Origin of the sequence: Microcoleus sp. Pol8_D6 (genome assembly GCF_036700965.1) — a bacterium.
Classification (GTDB): domain Bacteria; phylum Cyanobacteriota; class Cyanobacteriia; order Cyanobacteriales; family Microcoleaceae; genus Microcoleus.
Window position 1 is genome coordinate 1 of the sequence record NZ_JAUBPW010000111.1, and the last position, 13,599, is coordinate 13,599.

Here is a 13,599-nt window from a genome sequence, read left to right on the forward strand (position 1 = left end):
TTTTATTCTTTATATTTGGGTACTAATTCACCAAAGGTACACCTACTAACTGTAGCACTATTTTAGGAAATTGGTATGAGGCTTTGCCGAGAAGTACAAGCCCAACTCCCGCAAAGCTGATGAAGACACAGGCTGCGGTCGTTACAAAGGCCAAGTTAAAACTATGGTGGGCTTGGCGCCATCGTTCTTTGGCAATAATCATTTTTATTGTGGAGTCAGAGTGGGTGATTGGCTGGTTATTCATGGGTTTCGTTGAGCCTAAACTTTATACTTCTAGTGTGAAGCAAAATGCTTGAAACCCTGACTACACAATGATTTACTTGTCGCTCTCTTGTGATTGCTCTATGATTGCCCTATGCTCTAGTTTCGATTTTGTCAGCGATCGTGTCAAAAGACTTTCCACATTATGACTGACCTAAGCATCAGAAAAAAGAAGAAGATAACTATCACCGCATCTTTAGAAGGTGTAAAGATAGCAGAAAACGCTCTGATCCGGCTAGGATTTGAGTCACAAATTAACTTTGCCAAATCTCAGCTTTTAGCACGCAGTACAGTTAGCAAGTTTTTTAATTGTCGGCCCATTCAGCCTGATTCCTTTAAAAATATATGTGACAAACTGAAATTAGATTGGAGAAAGATAGCGGCAATACCCGAAGAAAAACAATCTAAAATACCAGGAATAAATGATTGCATCAGCCCTGATATTAATGAAGAAGGGGAGAAAATGCTAACACAAACATTTTACCGTCAAGTGACTGTAATAGATAAAAAAACTAATACAATTAAAGCTGAAATTAAATTGAGAGGTGATCTAAATTCCTTTGTAGATTCAAGTAGGGTTGAATTTATTTTACGAGAATTTGCAGGAGATACTATAAAAATCACTGATATTAAAGAGGGCAGCATCCGATTAACTGTAGAGGGTTCTCAAGAGGATATCGATCGGCTTGTATCTCGCATCAAATCAGGAGAATTAAAGGAAGTAAGCGGTTTTCCTGTTGAAGATGTTCAAATTTTGAGTAAAAGCTCAGAGGATGACGAAAGTAACGAACTCAATAATAAGTGGTGTCTAGTACGAGAGATTGTTACTCAGGGAATTAGAGATCGAAACTTGAGTGGGGTTGACTTAAGTGATGCCGACCTGAGTCGTGCCGACCTGAGTCGTGCCGACCTGAGTCGTGCCGACCTGAGTGATGCCGACCTGACTGGTGCCAACCTGAGTTATGCCAACCTCAGTGATGCCGACCTCAGTGGTGCCGACCTCAGTGGTGCCGACCTGATTGGTGCCAACCTGAGTGGTGCCGACCTCAGAAGTGCCGACCTGAGTTATGCCTACCTGACTGGTGCCAACCTGAGTTATGCCAACCTGATTGGTGCCAACCTCAGAAGTCCCTACCTGATTGGTGCCGACCTGAGTCGTGCCAACCTCAGAAGTGCCAACCTGATTGGTGCCGACCTGAGTTATGCCAACCTCAGTGGTGCCGACCTCAGTGGTGCCGACCTCAGTGGTGCCGACCTCAGAAGTGCTGACCTCAGAAGTGCTGACCTGATTGATGCCGACCTGAGTGGTGCCTACCTGAGTCGTGCCGACCTGAGTCGTGCCAACCTCAGAAGTGCCAACCTGAGTGGTGCCGACCTGAGTTATGCCAACCTGAGTTATGCCGACCTCAGTGGTGCCGACCTCAGTGGTGCCGACCTGATTCGTGCCAACCTGATTCGTGCCAACCTGAGTAAGACTAAGGTTGAGAAAGCCCGATTCAGAGCGAACTCAGGCATTTCTGAATCGATGAAGCAAGACCTGATTAAACAAGGCGCAATCTTTGATGATTCTCCAGGCGATCGCTCTGAAATTCTCACAAAAGTATAATGCTCTGGAAGAAGCTAAAAATGAGCCAACTTCTCAAGGAAAATATTATTAATTGTAGTTTTCTTTCAGAGGACTTTAGCTATGAGACAGGGGTTTTCAACCCCTGCCGGACTCTCGGATCTACAGAGAAGACTGGTGAATCTACCAGCAGATATTCAGTTCTAAACCCCAGCTAAAACCGCTTCCGGCTGCTGACTTTGTGCCGCCACTTCCTCTAAATCAGCGCCAAAAATTTCACAGCTATTATTAGGACTTTCAATCAGCTTAATCTTGTGCAACTGGGCGCCCAATTCCCGAACGGGCGATCGCAATAATTGCCCGATCCGAACAGCAATATTCTCCGCTGTCGGCACAACGTTCTCAAAATAAGCAATATCCTTATTTAAAAAAGTGTGATCGAAAGGTTCAACAACATAATCGTCAACGGCTTTTTGCAAAGCTCCCAAATCAGCAATCATGCCAGTCCGCGCATCAATTTCCCCTTTAACAGTCACCTCTAAATGATAGTTGTGACCGTGACCGTTGGGACGAGCACATTTGCCGTAAATCTCCGAATTTTCTTCAAAGCTCAAATCGGGACGAGCCAACCGATGGGCGGCGCTAAAATGAGTGGACAAAGTTAGATAAGCTTCCATTCCGTTTCCTAAATATTCAGCCCAAAGTTCGGGATGTTCAAACAATTGAATTTTGCTCAGAGGTAAATGAGGGGCTAGCCGCAGCCAAATTTGCCGTGCTATGTTTTCGGTAGTTGGCAGAGTCTGCTCAAATTCCGGCCACGCTTCGTTGAGAAAGGAAAAATCGAGATCCTTGATAACTTCCCGCTTGATGATGTGCTTGACATCAGACAGGTTGAGTACCATGCCGTACTCGTCGAGTTCGCCTATCATGGAAACGTAAAGGACGTAATTGTGTCCGTGTCCCGGTGCGCGGGCAGTTGGGCCAAACCGCTCAAAGTTTTCGGCTTCGCTTAACTCCGGCAGCCAGTACCGGTGACTCGCCGAAAACTGTGCCCGACGATTGATGATGCACTGCATAAAAGTCAAGTAGGGTAAGCTTGTTAAGTTCTGTAAAGGACTTACTTCTTAAGGATAAACTAATTTTTGCTGGAATTTTTCGATTATTTGAGGGTGCTGTAAATGAATTTCTACCAATTTTCCAAATATTGGCAACAAGTCGCTCGATCGAGCCGCAGGGCCCTTTTTACGCCACCACACAGATATCCGGCAGAAAATACCGCTACAAAACAGTTTTTCGCCATCAGTTACTAACCCATCAGTTACCAGCCTTTGAGAAAGTGCGTGAAGCGGATCTATCCCGTTCGCGAAGCGTTCCCGAAGGGTAGGGAATCGACTTTTTTGCCACACACGACACTCCAGAGTTCGAGTTTTTCGCCTAAGCTCTGCAATAGTTAGCCGTTGGCAGTTCAGTTGCGCTCAAAACTAATCACCAATTACCCATTACCCAATATTAATGAATTCGATTACTGCACGAGCCGATCGCTTTTTTGACCATTTATCGGGTGCGATGACAACCCCGCTATTCTATATCGGGGACACTCATCTGTCCGTCAGTGCGATCGTCAAACTGATAATTTTAGCTATATTTGCCTTGATTATAGCTAAGATTATCAGTGAAGGAATCAAGCGCAGCCTGCTAGTTCGGATGAGATTGGATCGCGGCAGTCGAGAAGCAATTTCTACTATCATTAGCTATATTTTAGCCACTATTGGCTGTATATTCGTCCTGCAAGGTTCCGGTATCAACCTCACTTCTCTCACCGTCTTAGCTGGGGTTGTCGGCATTGGTTTCGGCTTCGGCTTGCAAAATCTTGCCAGTAACTTTATCAGCGGGCTCACCCTGCTATTCGAGCACCAAATTAGAGTCGGAGACTTTATTGAAATAGACAAGTTATTAGGAACCGTAGAAACTATTTCGATCCGCTCAACAATTATTAAAACAATTGACGGTCTATTTGTAATCATACCAAATATTAAGTTTGTCGAAACTAACATTATTAACTGGAGTTACAGAGACCCGAGATGTCGCCTCCACATCCCCATCGGCGTTGCTTACGGATCTGACCCCGTAATAGTTACGGAAGCGCTGTTAATTGCGGCGCGGATGGAATCGAATGTTCTGTCCCATCCTTCTCCTAAAGTATGGTTTCACGGTTTTGGAGATAATGCTTTAAATTTTGAACTTTTAGTTTGGATTGACCAGCCCCAGGAAAGCGATGCTATTAAAAGCGCGGTAAATTTTTTAATAGATTATGAATTGCGCCACCGAAATATCGAAATTCCCTTTCCCCAACGCGATTTGTGGCTGCGAAACCCGCAAGAGTTAACTCAACTTTTTCACAATAACAAAGACGATAATTCCAACGGGAAATTTTTTCCGCAGAATGCCAAACATTCAGCAGATTTAAAATCTAATTCCACCGTTTCTGAACCTAAAAATCCAGCGCCTAAATCTCCCAATAATTGGACCCTGCGAGATTTGTTGAGGCGAGTAACTTATTTTGAACAGTGTACGGATTTAGAACTGCGACAGTTAATTGAATACGGCTACCGACAACTGTTTCCAGCGGGACAGGTTGTATGTAAAGAAAATGACCCTGGCGATTCTTTTTATATTATTCTTTCGGGGACTGTAGAAGTTCTTTCTCAAAAAGCCGGTCAGTATATTGCTACGCTTCACGAGGGCGAGTTTTTTGGGGAAATATCTTTGCTGTTGGGTACTCCGAGAACGGCGACTGTTAAAACTAGCGAAGATGCAATTTTGTTTGTGGTGGAACGCCACGATTTACAAAAACTTTTAAGAGAACAACCGAATTTAGCCGATCAGATTGCTCAAAAATTGTCGGAACGCCAGCAAGCTTTGAGAGATTTGGGATTGTTAGATGGCGACTCTCTGGAACAAACTCCTTTTATTAAAATTCGCAAGCGAATTCAAGTTCTTTTTGGAATTTGAAAGAAGGAAGAAGGAAGAAGGAAGAAGGAAGAAGGAAGAAGGAAAAAGGAAGAGGGAAGAGGGAAGAGGGAAGAGGGAAAAATCTGCTTTTTCAACTTTTAATTTTTAATTCATCCTGCGCTTCCCGTCGCAGTCTAGCCGCAATTCTAAACAGTTCTTGACCAGTGTGCAAGTGGCGATCGTCATAATTGAGGGTAAATAAATACAATTCTTCTATGCCGTCTCCGACTTGATTGATACAGTAGTAGAGATGAGCTGCAACTCCGGCTACATTAGATGGATTGGGCATTGATGTAAGAAAGTTATGAGCTTTTTTGAGGAACTCGCGGCTGGTTTCGATATAAAGTTGAAACTTTTCTATCAGTTCGTCATCAAACGGATCTGCTGACAATTCGTCTATTTCTTTTTTAAGGGGCTTCAAGATGCTGTTGAGCATTCTATTGACTGGTTTGTATACTTTAATCAGCCACTGTTCCATTAGTTCATCCGCGTCCCTTGCTGTTTGTGTTTGCTGGCGGCTGACGTTTGGTGCGGCTGGTGATTGCTGTTCGGTTTGCTCGGAAAGTTGGCGATCGTAAGATTGTCTGTGCTGGGCGTCTCCTAATATTTCATAGGCTGCATTGAGGCGGACAATTTCTTCGTGCCCCGCTGTGTCGCTGCGGCTGTCTGGATGAAATAATTTGACTAAACGGCGGTATGCTTGTTTAATCTCGGCTTGTGTTGCGGTTGGGCTAATCTTTAGGGTTTTATAGTGATTGCTAACGGAAGACACGCTGTTATTTCCTTGAAATCTGGATAATCTGTGAAAAAGTGCTTGACAAAAATATCATGATTTGCTATTTTTTTAAGTATTTATCTGATATAAATGTCAAAAATTGTCAGTAAAAAACCTCAGTTTTCAACTTATCATAAATCTATTTTAGAAAAACATTGAGGCTTTGGAAGTGGTAAGCCGATCGACATTGAAGACTTCTATAGCGCTGCTCCCGCCCACAGTTAGCTCATTCTTTTCTTTTCTCTTCCTTCGCCACAAAAGCGCTCAGCGCCCGCTTCGCTAACACGCCGAAAGCGTTTAGTTCAAAAAAAAGCTCCTTCAGAAATTCGGCATCATATCAAATCCGGTAGCATCCTCCTGTATTCATCTCTGTATTCTCTCCCTCTGCGTTCTCTGCGCCCTCTGCGGTTAAATCATTCCGATGCAACCGGAAACGATATCGAGCGCGAGCTAGGGAACTGCAATCTATCGCCATTCTTTAATCTACTAAAAAGCCAAGCAGAGCGTACAGTCTACGCCCTGCTCTCTATTTCTGCGACTTGGGCCGGAGGCTAGCCTAGTTGAGGGCCATCGCCAGATTGAGTTCTGGATCTTGGAACAAGGGAGTGCTGAGATAGCGTTCGCCGAAGCTAGGCTGAATCATCACAATCAATTTCCCTGCATTTTCGGGACGCTTGCCGACTTTCACCGCTGCACATAATGCCGCACCGCTGGAAATACCGGACAAAAGTCCTTCTTCTCTAGCCAAGCGACGGCCATAGGCGATCGCCTCGTCATCCGTAACAACTATAATTTCGTCGATCGAATCTACATTCAGCACCGGCGGCACAAAACCAGCACCGATACCTTGAATTTTGTGAGGCCCAGGCTTTCCGCCCGACAGTATCTGACTATTGGCCGGCTCAACGGCGATCGCCTTAAACTCGGGTTTCCGGGACTTAATCACCTCTGCCACACCCGTAATCGTACCGCCAGTGCCGACTCCCGAAATCAGGAAATCCACCTCGCCGTCTGTATCTTCCCAAATTTCCTCAGCCGTTGTCGAACGGTGAACCTGCGGGTTCGCTGGATTCCGAAACTGCTGTAACATATACGCATTGGGAGTTTTGTCCACAATCTCTTGAGCGCGGCGGATGCAGCCACTCATGCCCTCAATTCCGGGAGTCAGTTCTAGTTGGGCCCCGTAAGCTCGCAGCATCGATCGGCGTTCCGTGCTCATCGTATCCGGCATGGTCAAAATCAACTGGTAGCCCTTAGCCGCCGCCACCATTGCCAGAGCAATTCCGGTATTGCCAGAAGTTGGTTCCACTAAAACCGTTTTGCCTGGACTAATCAGCCCTTCGGCCTCTGCTTGATTCACCATATTGACACCGATACGGTCTTTCACCGATGCTGCCGGATTCATGCCTTCGAGTTTTACCACAATCCGAGCCAAGCAGCCTTCGGCTTGGGGAATGCGGTTGAGTTGCACCAGGGGCGTCCGCCCTACCAATTCTGTAATGTCGCCAGCAATACGCATAATCTTTGTCAGTTTGTGGTTGAAAGTAAATGTTAATTCCTAGTTGGCAATATTTTAACTAGATGTAATACATGATATCGAGCTGCCGTCTGCCATTGCGCTTTTCGCACAGATCCTGTAGCGTATATTTTTGCAAAACTGAGTTGGCAACCGATCGAGCTTCTTGCCAAACTTCCCAAATCACCGCACTTTCTACAGTTTGAGCAGGCGAGTCTTTTTCAGAGCGATCGAACTCTGAGCCTTCGAGACAATTGATAATTTCTAGGAGGGTAATTTTCCAGGGTTCCCTCGCCAAGATATAACCTCCCTTAGCTCCTCGCTGGCTGCGAATCAGCCCGCAGCGTCTCATAGTAGCGAGCAACTGCTCTAAATATCGATCGGGAATATTTTGCTGAGCCGCTATCTGGCGAATTTGCAGAGGCTCGCCTTCTTCGTAGCAATCGGCAAGCTCCAGCAAAGCTAAGATTGCGTATTCGCTTTTACAGGAGAGTTCTACCATAATTGCTTCCAATACCAGAATTATCAACTCCGAAGTCAGATGTTAAAATTCTCCTCAATGTTGAGTTCCCAATTCTAACTCCTAACTTTACCTTTTATTATACCCCGGTTTTCCACTGAACTTAATCGACTTTCATCACTTGATCGTTGGAACGATCCGCACTCTCGCTTCTGTGAAACTCAGTTGCTAGTTTCGACTCTCTCTCCGCTTCCACGACGGCATTACCTAAAGAAACCGGGTTTCTGCGTCTATGATTAATAATTTTTAATTTTTAATAGATTCTCGGCACCCCTTTGTCCCGTAAACAAAAAAGCCCTGCATTAGGCAGGGCTAAACTGGGCCTTTAGATTTGCCGGCAGAGAGGGTATGACCCCCTCCACCTGCCTCCTCTAACCCGTTCTTAGAAGGTGAAAGTCGTTCTCAGAGTACCAATGATGATGTCATCATTACGGTCATCTTGATTAGGATTAGTCACCCAAATCACGCCCGGAGTAACAGAAATGTTGTCCGAGAGCTGAAACTTGTAGAAACCTTCAACGTGATAGGAATCATCGTTGCGGAAGCTCCGCAAACTCCTCGAAGCTTCAAGTTTATCCAAGTAAGGCTCACGACCTACCACGAGTCCTAGCAAGTTGCCTTCTTTCCCTAAATCAGGCAAAGCCAAGGTAACAGCATAGTTCCAGATTTTCGCATCGCCGATGCCGAGAATGCGGGCATTGGTTAAACCAGCCCAGCCACCAAGGATAAATCTCGGGCTCAGCCGCAACGAAGCCTGAGCCCCGTAGGAGTTGCTGACAACTTTGCGAGCATTGAAGCCCTCAAAGCCTTCGCTTAAACCGTTGAGAGAATTAGCCACGCCGGTACCTGTGAAACCGCCGAGACTGCCTGGCCCATTCGATAAAGCATTGTCAAACCCAAAGTTACCTCTGCTAAAGTAACCGTGGTTGTAGTTGAATGCAACTTGCAAGTTGCGTCCGGGGGTAAAAGTCAACTGACCCATCGCCGCGTAGTCGCCGTTCGTCAAGCCTGCACCCCTAGCTGGACTGGCTGCATTTGACGCCAAATAACCAAATGACAGAGAAGTCGGGCCGAACACGCCGCCCAGCAAGCCCCTGCCACCGAAGGCATAGTCAAAGCCGATACCTGAGCCACCGCCCAAACGATAAATCGGGTTCCGCTGTCCAAAGGTGCTCAATGACCCGTTGCCGCCGTCAAAGTCTTCAAAATAAGGGTTGACAGTCGGCATAATGTCGTCCCAAACGCCAGCGTTGGCTATCAGGCTAACGTTCAGTCGCTGACCGACGGGGAACTTGTACAGCAAGGTATCCAGGGCAACAACGTTGTCGGTTCTGCCGACAAAATTCCAAGTTTGAGTGCCTTCGCTGGTAGCACCAAGGTTGAAGTTGCGACCATTGCCGACTTGAAGCCGTGTCAGCAGTAAGTCTCTGCCTGTGAAGCTCGTATTTAAATTCAGGCGCACCCGTTGTTGGAAGACAGCTTCGTTGTTGTCGCTGCCTACTCTTCTGTTGTCTGTGCCAAACAAGCCAACGTTACCACCAAAGTCATCGCTGAGAGCGAAAATAGCTTCCCCAGTCAGCTTAGTAGTGGTGGAGAATTGGTTGGCTTCGAGTTCGGATGTCCGAGCTTCCAGAGCATCGACGCGACCGCGCAGGGTTGCCAGTTCCGCTGCAAATTCTTCTTGGAGCCGTTGGAGGGCTGCCAAGTCATCTCTCGTAGCGAAGTTGCCCGTGCCGCCTCTAATTAGCTCGCTCACTTTGTCTAAGCAAGCATTTAAACCGGCTGCGAATTCGTAGCGAGTCATTGCCCGGTTGCCGCGGAAAGTTCCGTCGGGATAACCGGCAATACAGCCGTAGCGCTCGACTAGGGATTGCAGTGCTTGGAAGGCCCAGTCTGTGGGCCGCACGTCGGAAAGTTGGGAAACAGAGGTAACTTGACCTTGAGTTTCGCCGCCGGCAGCACCTTCGCTGCTGTACTGGTTGAGCTGTTCTAATGTGGCGGCTGGGTTTTGTTCTTGTGGTGCGGCAGTTTGGGCTAAAGATTCAGCCGGTTGTGGCAAACTTTGTTCTGCCGACTCTGCCACTGCCGGGGCTGGAGTTTCTAATTGAACTGCACCGATTTGCTCTGGGAGAGCGGTAGCTGCCGGGGCTGGAGTTTCTAGTTGGGCTGCCGGGGCAGAATTTTCTACTGGTTGAGCGACTGTTGGCTCAACTGCGGCTAAAGATTCACTTGTAGGTTGTGATGCTGCTTGGGGATTTGCGTCTGCAGGGGCTGTGTTGGCTCCGACGATCGCACTTTCAGTTGCAGCCGTGGCCGAATCTTCAATCGCTGCGTGGGTTTCGCTGCCAGCGACTTGGGAAATTTCTTCTACTGGCTCGGAGGCTGCGATTGTTTCGGAAACAGCAGCTAAAGCATTGAGTTTCGCTTCTGAGGTTTCAGCGGTTTCAGCTTTGGCGGCAGCGGGCTGGAGCGCATCAGCAGCCTGCTGAGCGTCTGCTGCCATCGCGCTCGAAGAAACTACTAGGGTAGCTCCTAAGACTGCTGGGCTGATTAATAGGTAACTCCACAAAAATTTCGACATATTCACTCTCATCCTCACACCGATTACAGAGAAACTTTTCTAGTCTTCTATGTGGTCAGTTGTTGCTCAACTAGCATACTCTAAAAAGAGACCTAAAATTCACTTTTTCTTTTGATTCTTTCGGGCTGACCAAGTATATAGATGTGACTGACGGCTGCAGAGAGCCTGTTTTTTAACCTGTCGTCAAGTGCGTCAAAACCCTACCCGGCTTGGGTTGTGGATTGATTTGACTACTGACACTAGATAGCGCCCGATCGCCTTATTTACTTTTTAGCACAGCACGCCCGACTCGTCTAGGCTGATTCGACTTTAACCTCCAAGCTGTGCCCGAGGACGCTAAAGACTTGGCGATGATCGAACAATTCTAACAAATCAGCGTTGATTTTGTTATGAGCTGCTTCTTGCCGCAAAATTTTCATCGCTGCCTCTGTTCGCAGAGCTCGCTTGTAGGGGCGATCGCCTGCTGTCAGGGCGTCGTAAATATCGGCGATCGTCATCAATTGTGCTTGAATTGGAATTTCTGACTTGTTTAAACCTCGCGGATAGCCTGTGCCGTCGAGTTTTTCGTGATGTCCGTAGGCAATGTCTGGAACATTTTTCAAATCCTTTGTCCAAGGAATTTGTTTGAGAAACTCGTAAGTGTGAGTTACATGAGATTCTATTTCAGAGCGTTCTTCCGGCGTCAGGTTGCCCCTCGACACCATCAATTGCAATATCTCGTCTGGGTTTAGCAGGGGTTTCTTTGCCCCATCTATATCTCTGTAAGTTTGTCGAGAAATCTCTCGCAGTTGAGCTAGGGGTTCTGCTGCCAAAATGTGAGGCTCGTTTGCCTCTAGCAGCACTTCCCAGTATTCTGCTAATCTGGTTTTTGCCTCTGCTAGCTTAGTGTCTAGCTGTTCGATTTCCTGGCACTGAGCGCACTCTGGCTCCTGGGTCGGGTGTTTTCGGTAGGCTGAATGCTCCAGCAAGTATTTATATTTAGACTGGAGGCATTCCATTTCCATTGTCCGTTGAGCTAAGCCAAAGCGATGGCGAATGATTTCTAGCTGTGCGGGGTAGAGCTTTTTCTGTTTGGTCAAAACTGCTTCGGGGACTCCAATTTTGCCAAAATCGTGCAGCAGGGCGGCGTAGCGAAGTTCTTGAATTTGGCGATTGTTAAAGTAAATAGAGCGCAGTTCTCCGCTGGTGACGGTGTTTACTTCTTCTGAAAGGCGTACTGTGAGGGCTGCTACTCGTTCTGAATGGCCGTAGGTACAGGGGTCTCTAGCTTCTATGACTTGCACCGAGGCTTTGACGAAGCCCTCGAACAAATGTTCTATGCTGTCTTGGAGTTGATGGCGCTCGATCGAGATTGCTGCTTGAGAAGCGAGCGATCGAACTATCCTTTCTTCCCACTCCGAATACTGCTGCGTCGATTCCCAGGCATTGTCTGCTGTCAGCACCGTATCTGCCTTTGTTTTGCGGTTGATCAGTTGCAGTACACCTATTGTCTCCCCCTGTCGGTTTTGCATCGGCAGTACCATTACCGAGCAAGTGCGGTAATCAATATCCCTGTCAAAACTGGTATCTAGCCGATAGGGTACGCCGGGAGGTAAGTCGTAGGCATCAGACAGGTTCAAACTTTGACCTGTAATTGCCACGTATCCCGCCAAGCTTTTGTCTGTCAGTGGCAGGGCAAACTCTTTAAACGACAGTCTCGGTTTAGAAGCGTTTTGGGCTACCTTGAACAGCAGCTTAGATTTTTCGTCGCTGTGATCTACTAAGTAAACGCTGCCAGCATCGCTGTAGGTAATTTCCCTACTTTTGGATAAAATTAAGTTTAACAAGTCGCCCAAATCTTGGGCGCTCGACAGAGCTGCGCCAATATCTAAAAGCTTTTCTATCAGATCGGTTTTTTCTGCTGCCGACTCGTTCTTGAACTCTGGCTTTTCAAATACGATCATGTTCGGATGATGGGGAATAGCCTTTTATAGATTGAACGTTTGGCCTCTCGACTTTTTCACACCCGATTTTAACTCCAAGTTGATTTTTTATTTGCGAGCTTTCCGCGATCGGGGACTGTAGCTAAATGCAGGACTCTTGTTGGGTCAACGGGCACTCTTTTAATCTAGCGCAGAAATCTCTTGGGCTAGCGCAAAGTCTTTCTCAGTTAAGCCTCCGGCATCGTGGGTTGTTAAGTTAACTGTAACTTTGTTGTAGGAGATTTCTATGTCGGGGTGATGTCCTGCGGCTTCTGAGGGGGCGACCAACTTATTTACAAAGGCGATCGCTTCGATAAAATTTTTAAATAAACGGGTAGAGCGCAGTTGTTTACCTTCAATTGTCCAGCCTGACAATTGACTGGCGCGCTCTTGAATTTCAGTATTATTAATTAGCTCAGCCATAATTTTTTTTTCTTTGGGATTAGCAATGGCAGATTAACTGCCAACGTTTAGAAACCCTGACCAAAAACTATCCGCTCTCACCAATAGCGTTTAGTCTCAAGTTTTAATACTTAAGATTTAACACTATTTGAGGTGAGAGCGGTCTAGCGGGTCTTCAGATTAGAACCTGACTGCCGGGAGAATCCCTAGCTCAGCCTGGTTCCCCGTGGAAGTCGTTTCCCGTTGGAGACGACGGCTGACTGCTAGTGAGCGGCCCCGGCGCACAGCCGGTAGTTTCCAATCTGATGACCCATGCGTTTACTACTTTCTATCATGGGCATCACCTCCAGGTTTAGCTAAATGGCTTTATATTGGAACGCACATCACCTAAATACAAGATTTAAGGTGATGATTTGTGCGCTAGCCATTGCCAGCGTGACCAGAAGAACTTGCGTTCTGAGTATCGTTCTAGTATTCACAATTATTAGAATAACACAAGGAATTAGAAGTGGGGGATGCAAATTGAGATTTTTGCAAGTTCGGGGGAATTTACTGCTGCTGCAAGCTCTTTGATCGATCTCTACAGCAAGCGGGCGATCGCAGTTTCCGCCATTTGTTTATATTTTCTTCAGAATCCGGGCTGTGGGGTTATTAGGCGCATGGCAACTCTGGCGGCGAGGAAAGGTCGATCGATTTTTTGCCAGATAGGAGACTTCACCACATATAAAGACACAAGTTGTTCTAGCTACAGGCAGACTGTGTTTTTGTACAAAATCAACTTTTTTTAGGGGGCTAATTCCATCGAATCCTGCAAACAAAAAGCTCCTGCCTGGTGGCGGGAGCTTTTTGAGCATTAAGGGTAAAGCCTAAAGTGCTTTATCTTACCCTTTTAAAATGTTGGAAATTTTGATATTTCGCGCTGATTACAGAGCGTTACCGCGAGGCAGAACTTCTTCAGGGAAGATGAAGTTTTCGTGGGGTTGGTCTGTCGGAGCCATCCAAGCACG

12 protein-coding genes are annotated in these 13,599 nt (G+C 46.7%); 3 read left to right on the forward strand and 9 right to left on the reverse strand.

Annotation, left to right across the window (positions count from 1 at the left end):
• Positions 1–22: 22 nt before the first annotated feature.
• Complete coding sequence (locus tag QUA10_RS27555) at positions 23–244, reverse strand: TRADD-N-associated membrane domain-containing protein (protein WP_333085582.1); 222 nt, start codon at positions 242–244, stop codon at positions 23–25.
• Positions 245–406: 162 nt separating this feature from the next.
• Here QUA10_RS27555 and QUA10_RS27560 point away from each other — a divergent pair, with 162 nt between their 5' ends.
• Complete coding sequence (locus tag QUA10_RS27560; protein ID WP_333085583.1) at positions 407–1,867, forward strand: pentapeptide repeat-containing protein; 1,461 nt, start codon at positions 407–409, stop codon at positions 1,865–1,867.
• Between the two features lie 161 nt (positions 1,868–2,028).
• Here QUA10_RS27560 and QUA10_RS27565 read toward each other — a convergent pair whose 3' ends face one another.
• Both QUA10_RS27565 and QUA10_RS27570 read right to left on the reverse strand, forming a co-directional pair.
• Positions 2,029–2,901: a 6-carboxytetrahydropterin synthase gene (locus QUA10_RS27565; protein ID WP_333085584.1), complete on the reverse strand. Its 873-nt coding sequence runs from the start codon at positions 2,899–2,901 to the stop codon at positions 2,029–2,031.
• Positions 2,902–2,949: 48 nt separating this feature from the next.
• Positions 2,950–3,231, reverse strand: coding sequence for a hypothetical protein (locus QUA10_RS27570; RefSeq protein WP_333085585.1), 282 nt, complete (start codon positions 3,229–3,231; stop codon positions 2,950–2,952).
• Between the two features lie 106 nt (positions 3,232–3,337).
• Between QUA10_RS27570 and QUA10_RS27575 the strand changes: the two genes are divergently transcribed.
• Complete coding sequence (locus QUA10_RS27575) at positions 3,338–4,837, forward strand: cyclic nucleotide-binding domain-containing protein (protein ID WP_333085586.1); 1,500 nt, start codon at positions 3,338–3,340, stop codon at positions 4,835–4,837.
• A 91-nt stretch (positions 4,838–4,928) separates the two neighbouring features.
• Here the strand turns inward: QUA10_RS27575 and QUA10_RS27580 are convergent, their stop codons facing one another.
• The 6 genes from QUA10_RS27580 to QUA10_RS27605 form a co-directional block, all read right to left on the reverse strand.
• Positions 4,929–5,609: a J domain-containing protein gene (locus QUA10_RS27580; RefSeq protein WP_333085587.1), complete on the reverse strand. Its 681-nt coding sequence runs from the start codon at positions 5,607–5,609 to the stop codon at positions 4,929–4,931.
• A 559-nt stretch (positions 5,610–6,168) separates the two neighbouring features.
• Positions 6,169–7,131, reverse strand: coding sequence for a cysteine synthase A (cysK, locus tag QUA10_RS27585; RefSeq protein ID WP_333085589.1), 963 nt, complete (start codon positions 7,129–7,131; stop codon positions 6,169–6,171).
• Between the two features lie 58 nt (positions 7,132–7,189).
• Positions 7,190–7,630, reverse strand: coding sequence for an Rrf2 family transcriptional regulator (locus QUA10_RS27590; protein WP_333085590.1), 441 nt, complete (start codon positions 7,628–7,630; stop codon positions 7,190–7,192).
• Between the two features lie 400 nt (positions 7,631–8,030).
• The gene (locus tag QUA10_RS27595) at positions 8,031–10,229 is read right to left on the reverse strand and encodes an iron uptake porin (RefSeq protein ID WP_333085592.1); all 2,199 of its coding nucleotides are present in this window, start codon (positions 10,227–10,229) and stop codon (positions 8,031–8,033) included.
• A gap of 293 nt (positions 10,230–10,522) precedes the next feature.
• A complete protein-coding gene (locus tag QUA10_RS27600; protein WP_333085594.1) occupies positions 10,523–12,172 on the reverse strand; it encodes an HD domain-containing phosphohydrolase in 1,650 nt (549 codons plus the stop codon).
• Positions 12,173–12,331: 159 nt separating this feature from the next.
• Positions 12,332–12,613: a 4a-hydroxytetrahydrobiopterin dehydratase gene (locus QUA10_RS27605; RefSeq protein ID WP_333085595.1), complete on the reverse strand. Its 282-nt coding sequence runs from the start codon at positions 12,611–12,613 to the stop codon at positions 12,332–12,334.
• A 494-nt stretch (positions 12,614–13,107) separates the two neighbouring features.
• Here QUA10_RS27605 and QUA10_RS27610 point away from each other — a divergent pair, with 494 nt between their 5' ends.
• Positions 13,108–13,380, forward strand: coding sequence for a hypothetical protein (locus QUA10_RS27610; RefSeq protein WP_333085596.1), 273 nt, complete (start codon positions 13,108–13,110; stop codon positions 13,378–13,380).
• Positions 13,381–13,599 lie beyond the last annotated feature (219 nt).

Excerpts from the sequence above, each read along its gene's own strand:
- QUA10_RS27565 (WP_333085584.1), bottom strand. The coding sequence starts at position 2,901 with ATGCAGTGCATCATCAATCGTCGGGCACAGTTTTCGGCGAGTCACCGG.
- QUA10_RS27600 (WP_333085594.1), bottom strand. The coding sequence starts at position 12,172 with ATGATCGTATTTGAAAAGCCAGAGTTCAAGAACGAGTCGGCAGCAGAA.
- QUA10_RS27610 (WP_333085596.1), top strand. The coding sequence starts at position 13,108 with ATGCAAATTGAGATTTTTGCAAGTTCGGGGGAATTTACTGCTGCTGCA.
- QUA10_RS27555 (WP_333085582.1), bottom strand. The coding sequence starts at position 244 with ATGAATAACCAGCCAATCACCCACTCTGACTCCACAATAAAAATGATT.
- QUA10_RS27605 (WP_333085595.1), bottom strand. The coding sequence starts at position 12,613 with ATGGCTGAGCTAATTAATAATACTGAAATTCAAGAGCGCGCCAGTCAA.
- QUA10_RS27590 (WP_333085590.1), bottom strand. The coding sequence starts at position 7,630 with ATGGTAGAACTCTCCTGTAAAAGCGAATACGCAATCTTAGCTTTGCTG.
- QUA10_RS27560 (WP_333085583.1), top strand. The coding sequence starts at position 407 with ATGACTGACCTAAGCATCAGAAAAAAGAAGAAGATAACTATCACCGCA.
- QUA10_RS27575 (WP_333085586.1), top strand. The coding sequence starts at position 3,338 with ATGAATTCGATTACTGCACGAGCCGATCGCTTTTTTGACCATTTATCG.
- QUA10_RS27595 (WP_333085592.1), bottom strand. The coding sequence starts at position 10,229 with ATGTCGAAATTTTTGTGGAGTTACCTATTAATCAGCCCAGCAGTCTTA.
- cysK (WP_333085589.1), bottom strand. The coding sequence starts at position 7,131 with ATGCGTATTGCTGGCGACATTACAGAATTGGTAGGGCGGACGCCCCTG.